Consider the following 17,933-nt stretch of genomic DNA (forward strand, 5'->3'; position numbering starts at 1 on the left):
ATGGGGATAAGATATGGGGAGCGATGGCCCCTTGGCGCCGAGTGCCACCCTGGGCGCCGCCATGGATAACCAACGATCCACCGGGGCCGCCGCCGATGCCCGTCCGTCACGGTCGCCTCGCTTGCATGTGCTCCAGGTGATTTCGGATCTGACGAACCCCGCCGCGGGCCCGACCTATTCGGCCACCCGGCTCGCCGAAAGCATCGCCGCCGCCGGGGCGGACAGTTCTCTCTATTGCACTGGCCCCGTGCCGGCCCCCCCCGACCCATCGGTTCACCTCCATCAATTCCCAACGCCGTTTCAGTCAGTTCCCGTCGCCGGTGCTCTGCGGCATGCCCCCGCCCTCGCCCAAGCGCTCATCGCCGATGCCGCGTTGCCGGGAACGGTGTTGCACAGTCACGGCCTATGGCTGATGCCGAATATCTATCCCGCCGATGCCGCCGCCCGGACCGGCGCGCCCTTGGTTCTGTCCCCGCGGGGAATGCTCTCCCCCGGGGCACTCCAGTTTTCGAAGGCAAAAAAGCAGATTTTCGGCGCCCTCTTTCAGCGCCGGGCGCTTCACAGGGTCGCCTGTTTTCATGCCACCGCAGCGGTCGAGCTTGAGGATATTCGGCGCGCCGGCCTCAAAGCCCCTGTGGCGATCATTCCGAACGGGATCGATATTCCCCCCCTTTCGCCATCCCGTCCACGGCGCCGAACGGTACTCTATCTTGGGCGGGTGCATCCGAAGAAAGGGATCGATCGACTGCTGACCGCTTGGCGCCAGGTCGAAACGCACCACCCGGAGGTGACCTTGCGCGTTGTCGGCCCGTCGGAGGGCGGCCATATCGGCACGTTGAAGGCCCTCAAAGCCCAGCTTGGCTTGACCTCGGTCACCTTCGAGGAGGGGCTGTACGGCGCCGAGAAACAAAGGGCGTTCGAGGATGCCACATTGTTCGTCCTGCCCACCCTGAGCGAGAATTTCGGGATGGTCGTGGCCGAGGCCCTTGCCGCCGCCTGTCCCGTGATTTGTACCAAGGGCGCCCCCTGGCAGGGGTTGGACACCCATGAGTGCGGGTGGTGGATCGACCACGGCCCCGACGCCATGGCGGCGGCACTTCGAAATGCGCTGTCACTCTCTGCCGATGACCTTGCCCAAAAGGGCCTTTCCGGACGGGCCTGGATGCAAAAAGACTTTTCGTGGACGAAGATTGGCGAAGACATGGTGTCAGTCTATGAATGGCTCCTCAATCGGCGGGAGCGCCCCACCTGCGTCTCCCTGCCGTCAATGGAGGCGTGACGATGGGCGTTGAACCGCTGAAGCGCGAAAGAGAAGAAGTGCCGGTCACACCGACCACGGTCCGACCCACGCTGACGCCGCCCCCCAGTATCGGGAACAAGCTGCGTCGGCTGGCCTTTCAACTCGCCTGGGCTGTATTTGCCCGGTGGACGCCGGCCCCCCTGCACGCCTGGCGATGCCGGATCCTCCGTCTGTTCGGCGCGCAGATCGCAGGTGGGGCGGCGGTATATCCCGATGTGACCATCTGGGCGCCGTGGAATCTCCAACTCGCCGCGGGCGCCTGTCTCGGACCGGGGGTGGATTGCTACAACGTCGCCCAGGTGTCGATCGGTCGTGACACGACGGTCAGCCAACGGACCTATATCTGTACAGCAAGTCATGACCACCGCGACCCCGCCTTTCCGCTGGTCACTGCCCCCGTGCAGATCGGGGCCAAGGGGTGGCTCGCGGCGGAGGCCTTTGTCGGTCCGGGGGTGGAGATTGGTGAGGGGGTGGTGGCCGCCGCCCGGTCGGTCATCGTGCGATCCGTTCCCGCGTGGACTGTCGTTGCAGGCAACCCCGCCCATAGTGTCGCAACGCGCCCCCCCTTCTAATGGCAAAGGGCGACATTCACGCCCTCATTTTGGCGTATAATGAAGAGAAGCATCTTGGCCGGTGCATCGATAGCGTCAAAGATCAGTGTGCGTCCGTAACAGTGATCGACAGTGGGTCGTCCGACCGCACAGTAGAGATTGCCGCAGAAAAGGGGGCCGAGGTCGCCACCTTTCCGTGGGTCAATCATGCCCTCCAAGTCAATCGGGGGATTGATCTCCTGGCCCACCGCGAGGGCTGGATTTTGCGGATCGATGCCGACGAAATCCTCGATCCAAGCTCTCAGGAGAGCCTGCGTGACGCCACTGAACGGGCCGCCCCGGCGACCAGCGGGCTGCTGATTGACCGCGTTATCCATTTTATGGGCCATGGCCTTCGGTTCGGCGGGATGCGGCCGAGTTGGCAGCTTCGGCTGTGGCGGATCGGTCAGGGGCAGTGCGAACAGCGCTGGATGGACGAGCACGTTGTCGTCAGCGGCGAGGTCGAACGATCCAAAATCGTCCTTGCCGATATCAATCTCAATTCCCTGACCTGGTGGACGGCCAAGCATAACGACTATGCCTCCCGTGAGGCCCTGGAGGTCCTGAACGACCGCTATCATTTCCTCCCGCGCGACGCCTTCGGCACCGCCAAGGCCAGCTTCCAGGCGCGGGTGAAGCGGGCGATAAAAGAAACGCTCTATCACCGATTGCCGGGAGGGGGCAGGAGCGTCCTTTATTTCCTGATACGGTATATTTTTCTGCTCGGCTTCCTCGATGGCAAAGCGGGGGCCTATTGGCACCTCCTCCAGGGGCTTTGGTATCGCACTCTTGTCGATGCCAAGGTCGCGGAGGTCGAACGCGCGATGGCGGATCATGGCCTGACGGCCGAGGCGGCGATCAAGCGCCAGCTTGGTCTCGATCCCCGAAAGGCCGAAGGTCAAAGCGTCGCGGCGCCGTCGGCTTTCCCCAAGGCCCCGCCTGCCAAGGCGCCTCCCCCGCCCCGTAAATCCGTCTCCTGACGCCCATCGGGCCATGCTATAAGGACTTCACTATTATGGGCACGACTTTCCTTGCCGCAGTGACAGATGCCTTCGGTGCCTATGGCGGGATCGCCCAGTATAATCGTGACTTTCTGACGGCAGCCGCGACCCATCCGGCGATTGACCGGGTTGAGATCTTTCCCCGTCTGGCCCCCGAGCCCCCAGTGACAATCCCCCAAGGCCTGACCGTCCATCGGCCCTCTCACAATAAGCTGATCTACGGCCTCAGAACCGCTGTCGCAGCGGCCATCGGACGTCCGGGCCTCGTTTATAATGGGCACATCTATCACGGCCCGCTGTCTGCCAAGCTGGAGCAACTGAGCGGTGGACGGATGATCAGCCAGCTCCATGGAACGGAGGTCTGGCAGCCCCTCGCCCCCCCCGTGCTGTCGGCGCTGGATCGCTCGGCCCTTGTCCTCTGCGTGAGTGAGGACACCAGACGGCGATACCGGGCGCAATCCCAACGTCGCGATGACAATACCCACATCGTGCCCAATACGGTGGGACCGCATTTTTCCCCCGCCCCCCGCGAGGGAGCCCGCGAGAAGTTCGGTCTCGGCGATCGGACGACCTTGTTGACGGTCGCGCGGCTCGATCCGAGGGAAGAAGGCTATAAAGGGCATGGCCGGGTCTTACGCGCCCTGCCGGGGCTCTTGGACGCCGACCCCTCCACCCTCTATCTGATCGCCGGGGTTGGCCCCGACCGGGCCCGCCTTGAAACCCTGGTGAGCGAGATGGGGCTGACCCCTCACGTTCGGTTCCTCGGCAAGGTGCCCTTCGGCGATCTTGCCGATCTTTACAGAGCGGCGGATCTTTTCGTCATGCCCTCCACCGGTGAGGGCTTTGGTATTGTTTTCCTCGAGGCGATGGCCGCCGGCACCCCTGCCCTCGGCCTTGCGGTGGGCGGCGCCCCTGACGCGCTTGACGGGCTGGGCGAGGCGGTGAGCGAAGACGCCTTCGCCGGCCATCTCCCCAAGGCCGTGGCGACGGCACGGGGGATGTCGACGGACGCCCGAAAGGATCTCGCCAAGCGAACGCAGGAGCGGTTCGGCTTTGCGGCTTTTTCGGCCCGCGTGCATGAGGCGCTCGACCGCGTTCTTTGAGGCCCTCATCTGAGGCTCCTCCTCGCCGCGTTCGCCCGGGGGGATGAACCTTTGCGCAGCGACTCCCCTATGGTATCGAGAGCAATTGCGGAGCGGCATCGAGTCGTTCCTCTTTTAGGCCCCTTAAGGGCGCCGACGCTCTGCCGAGCACTCAACCGTCGAAGGATCAGAATGCAGGCCGCATCGACTGGCTTTTCTCCCTCTCCACGACAACGACCTCGTCGCCGTGGACCGATGCGGAAGAGTGACCAAACGCGGCTGAGCGAGATCTACGCATCAACCATCGTCCTTCTGCTGCCGCCGTTACTGATCTTTTTCGTGACGGCGAGCACGACGCCGGACCAGAGCCTTTACGATGAGTGGTGGATCAGAGCGGTCAATCGTTACGTCCCGATCTATTCCCTCGGCGTGCTGGCCTCCACCTGCTATCGAATCATTCGCCAAGTCCCCGAAGCGCTCTGGACTCCGTTCGTCTGGTTTCCCTTTCAGTCGGCCATTTTCTTTGTGTTCGGCACGATGGTGGGGGTGTGGGGAAGTGCCGAGACCCTGCAAAGCCGGATGTTCCACCCCCTCACCATCGATATGGTGCAACTCCTGAACGTCAATCTTCTGCTTGGGGTGGGGATTCCCCTCGTCCTCGCCGGGATGTATGGGAGCCTTGCCTGGCTTCCCGATTTGAAGACGGAAAAGGCGAAGGGCCAAGCCAGCAAATTTCTGGCAATGCCTGACAAGATCGTGCCGATCGCCCTACTGACCATCTTTGCGGGCGGGCTTTTTCGCTACGGCCTGATGAAGCCGATGCAATGGGGGATGATCGACGGCACCCTGTCCGGTGTTTTCAGTTCGATGGGGTTTGTGATCGACCTTGGCTTTGCGATGCTCGCCTATTGCGTCGGATTGAAAGGGGGCCGCAGCTACGCGTTTCTCCTCGCCCTCCTCCTGCCGATTCACCTCATCCTGTCGCTATTCTCCTTTGCTAAGTTGGAGATTGTCGTGGCGCTCATGCTGCCCGTCCTAGGGCTGCATCTGGCGCGGCGGCGCATGCACGAGCTGGCCATCGGCACGGTCGTCGTCGTCGTCGCCTATATTCTCGCCGGTCCCATCGTGACCCATGGACGGACCCAATTGACGATCCTCACCGGGGATCTCAATCAGGGGACCTATTCAGACCGGGCCGGGGCCGTTGCGAGTTACTTCACAGCCCCCGAAACCACTCAGATGGTCAGGACGCACACGCCGAACATTCAAGGGTGGTGGATGCGACTCGACTTCGCCGGGCCGATCGCCAACGCGATGGAGCTGCACCGACTGGGGCAGGTCAGCAACTCCCTGGAGACGGCGTGGATGCGTTTCGTGCCGCGGCTGATCTGGCCGGACAAGCCGATCCTTGCCGGACCCGGGGCAGAGTTTTATTCCCTCATCCTCGGTCGGGAAACGAGCACCCTTGTCGGGCTCTCGATCTACGGGGACGCCTTCTGGCAATATGGCTGGAAGGGTATCTTCGTGATTTGCCCAATCGTCGGCTTTTGCTTCGGCTTTGTCGGGCGGCATACGTTGAAATGGGTGACGGAGCGGAGCTTTCTGTTTTTCCCCTTGGTCTTCTACGTTATTCTTTGGTCCGCAGACGGACCGAGTAAATATCTCGTCAATGGCTTTATCGGAAGCATGCCCCTGATCGCCGCCTATTGGATCGCGATGAGTTTCATCCACCCCTATCTCAATATCGGCAGACAAGGTGCACGACGACGGCGCGTTGTCCGCACCCCCCGCCCCATCCCCCCCGTCTCGGCCTAGCCTGGGCGGAGCATCGGTATTGAGGCCGAAAGGCGGCGCCCCCCCTCCCAGAACGCGATTGGGCGCCTTCCCACATTGTCTGAGAGCCCCTAAATGAAGGGCATGGGTTTCTTCAAAAAGCGCCACCGGTCCGCCCGCCCTCCGATTTCGGGAGCGCCGGGGAAGCGGCTTTATGCCATCGGGGATGTCCATGGCTGCGCTGAGGAATTCGATACCCTTCTCGCCATGATCCTCGAAGATCACGAAGCCAGACCGGAAAAACCCGTCTTTGTCGTATCGCTTGGGGATCTGATCGACCGTGGACCGGATAGCCGCCGGGTGATCGAAACCTTCATGCGTTTCAGTCTGCCCCTGGGAAAGAAGCTGCTGATCGCCGGCAATCATGAGGAAATGTTGCTGCGAGGCCTGAAGGACGATCCCACGGTGCTGCCCGACTGGCTGCGCCATGGCGGCTATGCCTTCTGCGAAAGTTATGGCCTTGATGGATTTGATTTAATCGGCCTCGAGCCCCCGAAGATTGCCCAGCTCATCAGCGACGCGATGCCCCCAGACCATATCGGGTTTTTGAGCTCTGGCGTCGAACGGGTCCGCTTCGGCGACTATCTTCTTGTCCATGCCGGCATCAACCCGGAGCGCTCATTAGAAGAGCAGACCGGCCGCGATCTACGGTGGATACGCGAACCCTTCTTGTCGTCTACGGATTATTTCGGCGCTGTGGTCGTCCATGGCCATACGATTACCGACGAAGTTGTGGACAAACCCAACCGTATCGGACTCGATACCGGCGCCTATCGCACCGGACGCCTGACCGCAGTGCGGCTTGAAGAAGATGAGCGCGAATTTCTCAGCACCAATTGAGCGGCCGCCGCTAGAGCCGTGTCGATCTATCGGCGCCGAATACCGTCTCTAAACCTTTGTTTTTCCACACTTTCTTGACGTGAGCCGGTCCCACGGCACGTGCAAAGGCTCCAGCCTGCCTCAGCGTGCCCATGAAAGTGGGATTCGGCCTGCGCCTAAGGGTCAGTAGCGTCCGCTAGATCTCTACGGTCTGGCTCATCGCGTCCGCCGCGGGCGTCTCGCTCTGCGGTCGACGAACGGCCGACCGTGTAGTCTTGGCAGGGTTGGCAACAATAACGGCGATACACAGTGACGCAAAGAGGGCGATGGCCGGGGTGCGGAGGGGATAATCGACAAGACTGTGCAGCACGGGCAACCAAAGAGCGACGACCGCCGCCCGTTTCATCGCCGTACCCGGCTGAATGATCGGCCGTTGCCAGGCAAACAGGGTCAGATTGACAAGAGCTGCCAAAGCCAGCCCCAGGAGAAGAAGACCCGCCACCCCTGTCTCCACCCAGAATTCGAGATAATCATTATGGGCATGATTGACGTAAGTATTGGTGAGAACCTCAGGATCCTCGTAGAGACGATAAATGTCCGGAAAACTGCCCAGCCCCGAACCGGTCAACCAATAGTCCCCAATCATACGAAAAGTCGTCGCCCAAATATCTCCCCGATTGAGAGACCGGCCATCCTCCCCCCCTCCGATCAATGAGAGAAGATCGTCCGATGTGACCATCAACACCGTGAGAGTTATCCCGGCCGCCACAGGGGCCGCGATGAGAAATAGTCGGCGACGCAGCAAGTCAGGTTGAAAGATGAGAACCCCCGCGGTCACGGCAATGGCCATCAACCCAAATCCGGCAAAGGACCCTGTGAAGACGATCCCAAAGCATAGGACGAGCGCCGCCACCACATAGACCCCGGCAAGGGCCTCGACCCGTCGGCGGAGAGGGACATTCCCTTGCGCTCTCCGTGCCCCCACAAAGCAAAAGGGGATGACCATTGCGAGGAAGCACGCCTGATGGTTGGCATTGGCGAAAAAGCCGACAGGCAATCCCACATTTGTATTCTCGTAGAAATAGAAGCCGCTTCCCGGCGCACCCACTTGGGCGATTCCCAGTGCAAAGGAGAGGAGCCCCACCCCGGCCAGCACGGGGACGAGCCGCTTCGTCAGGGCAGACCAGGCCAATTTGCTGGAGAACACCAAGAGCCCCAGCGGGATCAGCAGCATCGTAATGGCCGCAAAGCTCTCCGTTGGGGTCAAACTGATCGGTGTCAGGCCCATCTCCGCCCCGATCAATTGAAACGCGTTCGCCACCTCCTGTCCGCCCGGCAAACCCCGCCTGATCGACGCGGGCAAGGGCAGTAATTGGAGCGCGACAAGACCTACGAAAAGGACCGCCAGGACAGAGAAATACCGGCTGACCTCAGGCAAGGGCCGTAAGCGACGTGACCAGACGCAGACCAACAGAAGCGCGACGGCGAGAAGTTGCAGGGCGAGATTGACCAGGGCATTTCCCGAGGCCCCGGTGATCAGGAAGGCCACACACAGCCCCAAGGGCAGAGCGAACGGGATCGCCTCATGCAGCGCTTGCCGCCTGATACGTGTGACCAAACTGGCCATAGCTACCCCGCAGCCTGAGGGATGGCGTTAATGCGCACCCCGGTAAGGTGATATCGGACGATTTGCGAATATTCCTGCGCCCGACCGATGATGTCCAGCGCCTGATACCCACAATCCCGCGGCGGCACGGTGAAGGTCAGCCGCCGTCTTTCCCCATTGACCGCGTCCTCAAGCGTCGTGGTCATCATCTCCGATCGGTTCGGCAGACAGGAAAGGCGGAAGGCAATGCCGCCACCGCCGAGGGGCACTTGACCCTGTCCGTCAATTTCGAGGCGATAGGTACCGGGGCCCAAGGGCATGACCTGCCGGGCAAACAGCACACGGTCATCTCCTAAATGCGTGATATGCACACCGCCGCTATCCAAAAACTCCGCCTGCAGAGAATGAAGACGCCACGAAAAAAGCCCCTCCCCCTCTTTCCCCGTAAGGTTGGGGTCTAGCGGCCAGGTCCGTCCCGCAAGCCCCTCCTCCTCGAAGGTCATGGCGGCCACCAACGCCAAATCAAAGGCGTTCTCCTGTTGTAGCCGATCATAGAATGAAGGCTGAACAGTATCGGCCGCCCGGTTTACATCGAAAAGAAAATTGAGGTCACGGCTTTCGCGATTGAGGGCCATGACCAGGTGATCGGCAATCTGGCCGCCGTTACGGACATAGTCGACAATCGCCTCGCGGCCCCCGGGGGCGGTTTCCAGCGCGGCCATGATCGACACATAGCGCTGGCGGTTGTCATCATCGAGCCGCGCAAGAACACCCAATTGCGTCATCGCCTCGGCGACATCACCGCGCTCCACCAGCGCCTGGGTCTTCAATCGACGGGCAAGAACATAGCGCTGATTACGCCTTAAGGCCTCCGCCACAGCGGGATGGGCGGGATCATCGTTCAACAGAGCGGCCAAAAAGAGAGGGGTCCCGTCAAGCGGGGCAGCCGCCAGCGCCGCCTCAAGCGCTGGACGGGCCTCCTCAACCGTCAGACTGGTCTCGATCCGATTTTCGTCGAGGCTCTTCTCAAGAAGCGATTTTAACGCGGCAACGTCGACCGGCTGCCCGTTTTGGGTGACCCCGTAAGGCACATCCAGCACCGCCCGGGTGGCGATAAGGGTCGCAACCCCCGCCAGCAAGAACGTCTTTACCAGTTTCGATCCGCTAACGGATGTCACGAAGCGCGATCCTGTCGTGGCGCCCCATCGTGATCATCCGCACTGGCAAAGACCTTGATACGGCGGCGATCGCGGGCCCGGGCGCTGAGCTGTTGCTCGGAATATTCCTCGGCGGCCTTGCCATAGGCATATTGATAATAGCCATATTGCTGTCCGCCTTGATCGGCATCGAATTTCGTCAGCACAACCCCAATCAAATTTGCCTTACTTTCGAGCAGCCTGTTGATCGTATGCTGGATCGACGGACGGCGTACGCCGCCGGCTTCGACCACGACGAGAGTGGCATCGCACGAAGCGGCAAGGATTGGCGCATCGGCAAAGCTAAGCACCGGAGGTGAGTCGACCAACACGATATCGAAATGCTGTTGAGCTTCTCGCAAAATTTCCGGGAAGCGACCGGAAGACAGCAATTCTGCAGGGTTGGGGGGGACGGTTCCCGAGGGCAACAGCGACAATCCGGGATTTTCGGAGGGCACGACCTCGTCGATCAGCGCTCGGTTTTGCGTCAACAGACCGGAAAGGCCGATCGACTCCGTCGTCCCGGTTTCGAAGGAAGGCTTCCGCATATCGGCATCGATGATCAGCACCCGACGACCGGTGCGAGCCAGAACGGTCGCCATGGAAATCGTACAACTCGATTTCCCTTCTGCGGGACGGGTACTTGTGAACAAAAGGGTCGAGGGCATTCCCGACGACGACGAAAATTCGAGCGCTGTCCGCGCCGAAAAGAAAGCCTCGCATATCGGCGACCGCGGGTCCGACAGGGACGCGACGATGGATCGCTCGCCATCCTTCTGCTTGGGGATGACCCCGATGGTCACGGTCCCGAGCTTGTTCTTGACATCCTCCGGGGATTTGATGGTGTCGTCGATATAATTAAGGACAAAGGCCAGCCCCACGCCGAAGCCCAAGCTAAAGAACATCCCCACGGCCAAGCGGCGTTTGATATTGGGTTCGAAGGGATATTTCGGCGGCTCAGCTTGATCGACGATCGACAACTGGCTCGACCCGACCCCAGCGATCACGCCCACTTCTTTCAGACGTTGAAGCAGCGCCTCATATTGCGCGCGGTTGGTATCAACCTCCCGCTGGAGGATCTGATAGTTGATTTGCCGATCGCGGAGATCCTGAACATCCGACTTCAACTCTTCGATCCGAGTGCGGAGAGCCGCTTCCTTGCCGACCAGTGCTCGATATTCGCCCTGCAGCGCGGCCAAGATCCCCTGCCGCTCCCGGGCAATCTGCTCATCGATATTCTCGATGCGGCTTTGCAATTGGCGCATTGACGGGAAATCAGCCCCAAAGGCCCCCCGTCGAGACTCATATTCACTCACGAGTTCGGAGCGTAGCTCTCGAATCCGACTGAGATCCTCACTCTCCGAGAAGGACAGCGCCTGGGGATTGCTTTGCGCCTCAAGATAGCGCTGTTCAGCTTCGATCCTGGCCGCCTCGGCTTCGTTCAGCGCGGTGTTGAGAGCAACAATCGAGTCGGAGTCGAGATTGACGTTCCGTCGCTCGCCGGATTCGAGCTGGAGGATATTCTGGGCCCGCGCATATTCCACCAATTCGCGTTCCGACTCTTCGAGAGCGACCTTGGTCGCCGCGATTCTCTCCCGCAGGAAGCGACGCGCATAGGCGGTGGTGGCGTATTTCCGATCGAGGCTCTGCTGAATAAAATTATCGGTCACGGCGTTGGCGATGCGGGCGGCTTCTCGCGGATCTGGGCTCGTATAAATGACCCGCATGACCCGGCTCCGACCGGAAGGCGCCACGGCAAGATTGCGCCGCACTTTCGAAGTGGCGGCATTGAGCCGAGCTTCCCGGTCGAGGGACTGATCGGCGTAGCGGGGGTCGTTGAGCAGCCCCAGGGTTTCAACGACGCGCTCAGCCAAACTCCGTGATTTCAGGAGCTCGAACTGTGTCGCCATGAATTCCGCATCGGCGATCGTGACCGGGTCGACATTCGACCCCTCAATAATTTGGGTCTCCTGCTTTTGGACCTCAATCGTGGCTTCGGTCCTGTAAAGAGGGGTGGCATTCAGCACCATCACTGCAGAGATACCGCTGCCAAGGAGGGTGATCGCGAGGATCAGCCATTTGAAGGACAGGACGATCCGCACCATCTGCCAAAAATTGTTGGCGATGCTGGACTCGGTTTGGTCAAAAACCTCCTCGCTCTCCACCAGGGCATTTTCCTGCGGCGCGGGAAAATAGGTGAGGTTATCACGGCGGGGAGGTGTCGGCGGCTGTCCGGTCATGTGTGTGTCGACCCTAAATTCGTTTGCAGCGCACTATGCGCTAATTAGAAGAAACGGAACAGACCAAGAATGGGGGCGGCGCGCACAAGGTCGCCATAGCGGGCGCGTGCCTCCGATCCGTCCATCACAATAACGTCGCTGCCATAGACCCTTGGGTCTTCGGCCTCACCACTCCGTATCTCATTGAGATTGAAGGCCGCCCCCGCCCGTCGGCCGTCGATCTCCCTGAAGATCAGCACTTTTTTAGGGTTGGCCCCATCGGAGGGGCCGCCGGCCAGGGCCACGGCTTGAAGCAAGGTTGTACGCCCGATGATCGGATAAATGCCGGGCCGTTCGACCGAGCCGTCCACCGTTATCCGCCGCCCCAAACTCTCGATCATCGTCACGCTGACCTGGGGATCGGTCAGATAGCGCCCCCGCAGCGCATCCTCGATCGTCGATGCCAGCTCGGAGGAGGTCTTCTCACTGGCATCGATCGTGCCGATCAGCGGGAATTTAATCGTGCCGTCAAAATTAACCTGATACTCGCCGGAAAGGTCACGAACCCCGAAAACCGTAATGTCCAAGCGGTCGGCGGGGGCCAACTCGAAATACGAGGTGTCGAGGCTCTCAAGCCTGGTGGGCGCCGTCCCGGCCGTGAACTCACTGTCATAGTCTGCCGCGCTCGAGGCGCAGCCCTGCAAGATGAGGATCACCGCAAGGGAAAGAAGGGGGAGGAGTGTCGCCCGGTCAAACAGCGAAGGCACGTATTTCATGTAACAACCATTTCTGTGCCCGTTGGGATAGGGCGCTGCCCGGTTCATTGCAATGGCCCGCTTTGCGCCTGCGAAGGGGCGGAAATGACACTCGATCAAGACGCTACGTTCCCATTCAGCCTCGAACCAGCCTAGAGGGGAGAGCATTCCCGCTCAAGACGATCCTAGCGCCCTCCCCCGTCCCGCCCCGATCCTCTTGGATTAAACTTTGGACGCTCTCCGTGACGCTCCCATGTGAATGTCGTGAAGCAGCGCGATCCAGCTATCGAGACCAGCACGACCAAGGGCCGGATCGGGGGTCCCCAGCGGCAAGGGGGTCGGTGGTGAGAGGAGCCATGTCTCGACTTTCTGCCGCCACTCCTCGGGGGCCGCGAGGTCGAGGACGGCGCCGTTCCCATAGCGGTCGATGAGTTCCGCAACGGCCCCGTCCGGACTGCCAAGAAAAAGGATCGGGCGTCCAACGGCGATCACGCCATAGACCTTAGAGGGCATGATCAGTCCCTCGCATCCCGGCGCCAAACTGACGAGGTGGAGATCAGGGACAGACAGGCTTTCGCTGAGGCGATCGAGGGGTTGGTAGGGGCGATAATGTACCGTGCCTTCTGGCAGATCGGCTGTGGCGGCCTTAACCGTCTCCAATCCCTTGCCGCCGCCGATGAAGAGCCAGGTCAGGCGCTCCAGATCGGCGGTGCGCCGGACCAGATCGGCCACCGCCTCGGCAATATGGGCACGCCCGAGATTGCCCGAATAGCCGATGACCCGCCGCTCCGTGAGATCCCATCCGGCAATCAGCGAATTCTCCTCGCGGGAGACGGGCCTGATGGCCTCGTCGCACCAATTCGGCACGACCTCGATTTTTTCAGAAGGCACACCCTCTGCCTGAAGACGCTCGGCCATTTTATCGCTGAGGGCGACATTCACCGTCGCCCGGCGCAACGACCAATTGCGCAGCATCCGCAGCCCCCGGCCAAGGGGACCATTCGCCCAATTATGGTCGAGCATGCCCGCAACCTCGGGGAAGAGATCCTGGCACCAATTGACCAATTTCGCCCCTTTGACCGCAGCGACAAAGGCCGCCGCCACCGAGATCAGCGGGGGATCGGTCTTCGCCAGAAGAAGATCGCCGCGGGTAACTTCACGCATCAGGGCGAGGGTCGCCGACAGATAAAACGTCAGATAGTCGATGGCCCGCGCCGGGGCGAAGTCACGGCCGAACCGGCTGCTCCAGACCCGGATAATCCGAATGCCGCGATGGTTCTCCTGCGCCGCGAGGCGCCTTTGGGGGTCATCGTATAGCATCCGGCTGGTGACAATCGTCACCGTCTCCGCCGATAATGGGGCCGATAATGGGGCCGATGATGTGGCCAGTCGCTCAGCCAGGTCCGTCAGCAACTGGCTGGTCGCTGAATGGTCCGGCCAGAAAAAACGATTGACGGCCACGATACGCAAGAGACCCGACTTTCTCAAAACGACAAATCGGGTCTCTATGGGACTTAGGCGCGGAAGGGAAGCGAGAGGCTATTCCGCGGGGTCGAGATTAAAGCCAAACTGGATCCAGCCATCGGCGAACCCGCCGCCCTTTGCATTCGGACCGAATTCGAAATCCGTCATGGTCAGGGGGACGAGTTCATCCGTCGCAATGACATCGTCGCCAAGGCTGAGCGGCGGGATTTCCACCGGCGGAAGGGGGAAGGAGAAGTCGTCATCGAACAAGGCATCGGCCAGCACATCGACAAAAAGCGGCTCATATCGCGCCTCAAGACCGGCCTGATTGATTGGGCGCCCATATCGGTCCGTGGTGCCCAACAGAACATTGATGAGACGCCGCTGGAGGGCCGCCGGCACATTTGACGTCGGCACCGGCATCAGATCGTCAAACCCGCGCTGGGCCACCAGGCTGAAACCGATCCGTCCCCCGCATGAATCGAGCCGGTCCATTTCTTCCTCGCTACACCGCAGGGGCGATTGCAGCATGAAGTTGAAGCTCTTCGTGAAGGCGTTCAGGCGCAGGCGGCTGACGATCGAGGTCTCGAAGATCAGATAGCTGTCATAGTCTTCGAGAAAATCGATCGCGAAACGGATGCCCCCCAGTTCGAGATAGGGCGCTTCGACACCGCTATAGGCCGCGATGCGGGGCGGCACGGTGAAGCTGACCGAGACCTTCCCATTGGCCAGCAGATCATCGATGAACGCGGCGGCCTGTTCATTGGAGAGGTCGAGGTCCTCCGCAGACACCATTTCCCCCAGAGGAAGCGTGAAATCGAGAAAATTCGCCTTCCACATTTGCGCCAGGGCCTGATTGATGACGTCGATATGCAGCGCCCCCTGGATATCCAACTGACGGCTCCTGAGCCGGGGGGGAGCGATCCCAATGGCGGAATCGCGAAGCCCTGGCGACACCGCCTGATCGGTCAGCCGCATATTCTCCCGCGGGACCGAGGGCAGCTTCTCGGCCCGCGGCCGTGCCGGTGCCTCCTCCGGCGAAGTGGTAATGAGATCCGCGAGGCGATCAGCGAGCGTGTTGGGCAGGTCGATCTCCTCCACCCGCCGAAAACCTTCAGTGTCACGTTGACGCAAGACTTCCCGCGCCGTCTCGGGCGGCAGTTTGAGCACAACCGAATCGTCCGCCAAGACCGCCCTTCGCAAGGTCATAAATTGCTGGAGCCCAAGGGTGAAAATCGGCGACATGTCAAAGCGCAAATCGCCGAAAGCCATCACCATACGGTCGATGTTCACGCCGGCATCGAGGTCGATCATCCCTGCAGCGAGGGGGTTTTCGAAGCTACTGCCGGCGGTAAATCCCGTCTCTGTGCTGAGGAGCATGCCGACATCATTGCCGCCCGCGTCAAACAGCGTATCCGCCTCGGTGCATCGCGCGGGCTGACAGGTGTCGGCGTCAGCGAAGGACGACCGAAGGACATCGAGGACGCCGTCCTTGATCGTCTCCCGCATTTTACGGGCCTTCGAGGCCTCGACATTGGACGAAAAGCCGATCGCGGGGGCGACATCGAAATCATCGGGGATGAAGACGATCCCCAAGACCTCGTCGGCCGTGAAGCCGAAGGGCAGCACCGCTCGGATATTGCCGGCAGCCCGGACGGTATCGCCGCCAAGCCACCCCTTATCGCCCGTCGCCTTGAAATCGAAGGGCAGCGTGATGTGGATCGCCAACCGCTCACCGTCGAAGGGCAAGACCTCAAATCGTGGCTGTTCGGGGGTCAAGGTGATCGAGACATTCGTATTCGGCACGAACCAATTGCCACTGTCGATTTCGTCCTTGAACGTGATCGCCTCGAGGACACCGCCCTTTTCCGCGAGCACATCACTGACGAACTGGGTCATGTCGGCAAGGGAGTCGATTTCGGGCGTGCTGTTGAGGAACAACGCATTATTGAGCCATAAATGAAGCGGGCTCGCGCCGTCCGGCGCGGGCACGTCGTCGGCTGCCGAATAGATCGGCTTGTAATCGACACCGAGGACGGCAGGGCGATATTCGGCCCATTGATATCCCGCCTCATCGATCACCGTCACTCTGATCAGGTTGAGGCCTGGGGTGTAGACCATCGGCGCAACGAAAGTGACATCGTGCTCGCCCATGGGGTCGTTATTCGGGTTGCTGGGTCGACGCAGATCCGCCTCGACGGCATTCCGTGTCTCCCCCGTCCGCCGATCCGTAATGGTACCGACAAAGCCATTCGAGACCAGAACCTTGGCGATAGGCCGGGTCGCATCGCGGATGATGCCCGTCACATTCACAATGGCGGGCGGATTATCGGGGGAGACGACATCAAGATCGGTCTGTCCCGCCCTGGGCCCTGAAATGATGATCCGCGGCTGCTTGGCCAGTTCAGGCGAGGCGGTCTGCTCGACATCGACAACGGTAAGCTGGATCCGGTCACACACCACCTGGCCGGTCGGTCGCGCCTGGCGCACATCGACCGTGTACGGGCCGGTTTTGGTGGGAAGGAAGGTCTGAACCACGCCATGGCGCCGGGTCCACTCAGTCCGCTCCCCCTTTTCGATGTCGAAGGTCGTTCTGTCGTCACGCGGGACGGTGTCGCCGCAGGCATAATGGTTCGACAGCACCGAGAACGTAACGCTCTGCGCCTCGACCACGGCGCCATTGCCTTGATCCGCCGCGGCGAGCGCCTTTGCCGAAACGGCAAAAGGTTGCCCGACCCCGATGCGGGTCGTCTCCTCCCCCGTTACGGCATCCGTCATGATCGCCTGGGTGGTGGCGAAGTCCGGTGTCCGGACGACAAAGCTATAGCGATCCGCCGCAAGCCCGTATTTCGCGGCCAACGCCGCATTACCGGGGGTGCAGCTCAAAAGGTGGATCCCCTGCCGGTCAAGGGCGCCGCGCGACCGCCCCCCGAGGGCGGAAAGCGTCAAATAATCATCGGGAGACCGATCGACGCTCAATGTCATCTGCAAATCCGACACCGGCTCGCCATCGGGCAGGGTCTGCACTTGGCGGGCGTCACGCATCACGGTGCACGCCGCTGAGACTCGCTCACCGAGAACATATTCGTGATCGTTCCCTTGGTCATTGATATCGAGGACCACCGACAGCGTTGGCACGGTCGTGACGGCCAGGGAGGGATCGGGGTCGAGGAATTTTGCGTCCGCAAGGGCCTGGTTCTGGGGGCGGCAGCGGAAAACATACGATCCGGCTTCACGAAAATGCCCCTGGCTGGGGGAGGCGGGTAACGGGCCGGTAAAGCCCGCCGCCGGACCGGAGATCTGCACCACTTCAAGACCGAGATCGGCGATCGCGCCCCCGCCGGGAAGGGTAAGACGGGGACCATCTTCGTCGACGATCCCGCATCTGAGGGTGGAGGGGTAATAGAGTTCCGCCTCGGTCTCGCTGAGCCCGCCCTGTAAGACGGTCACGATGCGCGCATTCGGACGGGTGTCCAGTGTCGTTGTGGCCGCCGACACGCCGTTGGCCGCCGCCAGCGCCGCATTGCCAGCCGAACAGGTGAAGGAGAAGCTTCCCTGGCGGACGAATTCGACTTCGGCGCGTTCTGCCGAAAGGGTGCCCTGATAGCCCGCCGGATCCCCCGCCGAGAGACTAATCGTCATGTCGAGATCACGGGCCCGGCCGCTATTGGGGAGTTGGAAGAGCCTGGTCCCGCTATCGCGGACCTGACAGGTCACGGTCACATCCTCACCGAGCCAAACGCCGGCGGGATCGACCCCCGGAGAGACCACCGGTACCATTTGCGGCGCTGCCAGTGCCGACCCGCCCGCCAAAACCAGGCCACTTAGTCTTGCGAGCCATGCTGCGCAGGTTCTCATTGCCTGCATTATCCCCTCCCCAAGGTTGTAGACACACTGACAGAAAGGCCGATCTTTTCCAAGACCCTCGCCCGGCCCCGCCAACCCATTTTCACCCCTTGGCCTCGCCTTCGCCGCAAAGTCGATGCAGGAGGGAGAGAGATCATTGTCGCGTTCGGGCGCTCATTGCGCTCCGGCGGCGGCAGGATGACGTGTGACATGACGGGGGAT

Annotated in this window: 12 protein-coding genes; 6 read left to right on the top strand and 6 right to left on the bottom strand. The window is 61.2% G+C overall.

Features of this window, described 5'->3' with window-relative positions:
* Positions 1 to 13 precede the first annotated feature (13 nt).
* From PB2503_RS10750 to PB2503_RS10775, 6 genes are all read left to right on the top strand, one after another.
* A complete protein-coding gene (locus PB2503_RS10750; protein WP_013301285.1) occupies positions 14 to 1,279 on the top strand; it encodes a glycosyltransferase in 1,266 nt (421 codons plus the stop codon).
* Positions 1,280 to 1,281: 2 nt separating this feature from the next.
* Entirely contained in the window at positions 1,282 to 1,872 is a 591-nt protein-coding gene (locus tag PB2503_RS10755; protein WP_013301286.1) for a putative colanic acid biosynthesis acetyltransferase, read from the top strand.
* Complete coding sequence (locus tag PB2503_RS10760; RefSeq protein WP_013301287.1) at positions 1,872 to 2,870, top strand: glycosyltransferase family 2 protein; 999 nt, start codon at positions 1,872 to 1,874, stop codon at positions 2,868 to 2,870. Before PB2503_RS10755 ends, PB2503_RS10760 begins: the two co-directional genes overlap by 1 nt.
* A gap of 35 nt (positions 2,871 to 2,905) precedes the next feature.
* Complete coding sequence (locus PB2503_RS14120) at positions 2,906 to 3,994, top strand: glycosyltransferase family 4 protein (RefSeq protein ID WP_013301288.1); 1,089 nt, start codon at positions 2,906 to 2,908, stop codon at positions 3,992 to 3,994.
* 171 nt (positions 3,995 to 4,165) lie between these two features.
* Positions 4,166 to 5,788, top strand: coding sequence for a hypothetical protein (locus PB2503_RS10770; RefSeq protein ID WP_148235263.1), 1,623 nt, complete (start codon positions 4,166 to 4,168; stop codon positions 5,786 to 5,788).
* A 102-nt stretch (positions 5,789 to 5,890) separates the two neighbouring features.
* Positions 5,891 to 6,646, top strand: coding sequence for a metallophosphoesterase (locus PB2503_RS10775; protein ID WP_041534987.1), 756 nt, complete (start codon positions 5,891 to 5,893; stop codon positions 6,644 to 6,646).
* Between the two features lie 175 nt (positions 6,647 to 6,821).
* Here the strand turns inward: PB2503_RS10775 and PB2503_RS10780 are convergent, their stop codons facing one another.
* From PB2503_RS10780 to PB2503_RS10805, 6 genes are all read right to left on the bottom strand, one after another.
* Entirely contained in the window at positions 6,822 to 8,252 is a 1,431-nt protein-coding gene (locus PB2503_RS10780) for an O-antigen ligase family protein (RefSeq protein WP_013301291.1), read from the bottom strand.
* 2 nt (positions 8,253 to 8,254) lie between these two features.
* Positions 8,255 to 9,409: a hypothetical protein gene (locus tag PB2503_RS10785; RefSeq protein ID WP_013301292.1), complete on the bottom strand. Its 1,155-nt coding sequence runs from the start codon at positions 9,407 to 9,409 to the stop codon at positions 8,255 to 8,257.
* On the bottom strand, positions 9,406 to 11,667 hold the full coding sequence (locus PB2503_RS10790) for a GumC family protein (RefSeq protein WP_013301293.1): 2,262 nt from the start codon (positions 11,665 to 11,667) through the stop codon (positions 9,406 to 9,408). The genes PB2503_RS10785 and PB2503_RS10790 overlap by 4 nt, the downstream gene beginning before the upstream one ends.
* A gap of 44 nt (positions 11,668 to 11,711) precedes the next feature.
* Positions 11,712 to 12,569, bottom strand: coding sequence for a polysaccharide biosynthesis/export family protein (locus PB2503_RS10795; protein ID WP_083811064.1), 858 nt, complete (start codon positions 12,567 to 12,569; stop codon positions 11,712 to 11,714).
* Between the two features lie 54 nt (positions 12,570 to 12,623).
* Complete coding sequence (locus PB2503_RS10800) at positions 12,624 to 13,862, bottom strand: glycosyltransferase family 4 protein (RefSeq protein ID WP_238525841.1); 1,239 nt, start codon at positions 13,860 to 13,862, stop codon at positions 12,624 to 12,626.
* 78 nt (positions 13,863 to 13,940) lie between these two features.
* Positions 13,941 to 17,732, bottom strand: a complete 3,792-nt coding sequence (locus PB2503_RS10805) for a hypothetical protein (RefSeq protein ID WP_148235264.1) — start codon at positions 17,730 to 17,732, stop codon at positions 13,941 to 13,943.
* Positions 17,733 to 17,933 lie beyond the last annotated feature (201 nt).

The organism is Parvularcula bermudensis HTCC2503, from assembly GCF_000152825.2.
In the GTDB taxonomy this organism is placed as follows: Bacteria; Pseudomonadota; Alphaproteobacteria; order Caulobacterales; family Parvularculaceae; genus Parvularcula; species Parvularcula bermudensis.

Bases quoted from the DNA above. Each gene is read 5' to 3' on its own strand.
- PB2503_RS10795 (WP_083811064.1), bottom strand. From the start codon at position 12,569: ATGCTCTCCCCTCTAGGCTGGTTCGAGGCTGAATGGGAACGTAGCGTC.
- PB2503_RS10775 (WP_041534987.1), top strand. From the start codon at position 5,891: ATGGGTTTCTTCAAAAAGCGCCACCGGTCCGCCCGCCCTCCGATTTCG.
- PB2503_RS10790 (WP_013301293.1), bottom strand. From the start codon at position 11,667: ATGACCGGACAGCCGCCGACACCTCCCCGCCGTGATAACCTCACCTAT.
- PB2503_RS10780 (WP_013301291.1), bottom strand. From the start codon at position 8,252: ATGGCCAGTTTGGTCACACGTATCAGGCGGCAAGCGCTGCATGAGGCG.
- PB2503_RS10805 (WP_148235264.1), bottom strand. From the start codon at position 17,732: ATGCAGGCAATGAGAACCTGCGCAGCATGGCTCGCAAGACTAAGTGGC.
- PB2503_RS10760 (WP_013301287.1), top strand. From the start codon at position 1,872: ATGGCAAAGGGCGACATTCACGCCCTCATTTTGGCGTATAATGAAGAG.
- PB2503_RS10755 (WP_013301286.1), top strand. From the start codon at position 1,282: ATGGGCGTTGAACCGCTGAAGCGCGAAAGAGAAGAAGTGCCGGTCACA.
- PB2503_RS10770 (WP_148235263.1), top strand. From the start codon at position 4,166: ATGCAGGCCGCATCGACTGGCTTTTCTCCCTCTCCACGACAACGACCT.
- PB2503_RS14120 (WP_013301288.1), top strand. From the start codon at position 2,906: ATGGGCACGACTTTCCTTGCCGCAGTGACAGATGCCTTCGGTGCCTAT.
- PB2503_RS10750 (WP_013301285.1), top strand. From the start codon at position 14: ATGGGGAGCGATGGCCCCTTGGCGCCGAGTGCCACCCTGGGCGCCGCC.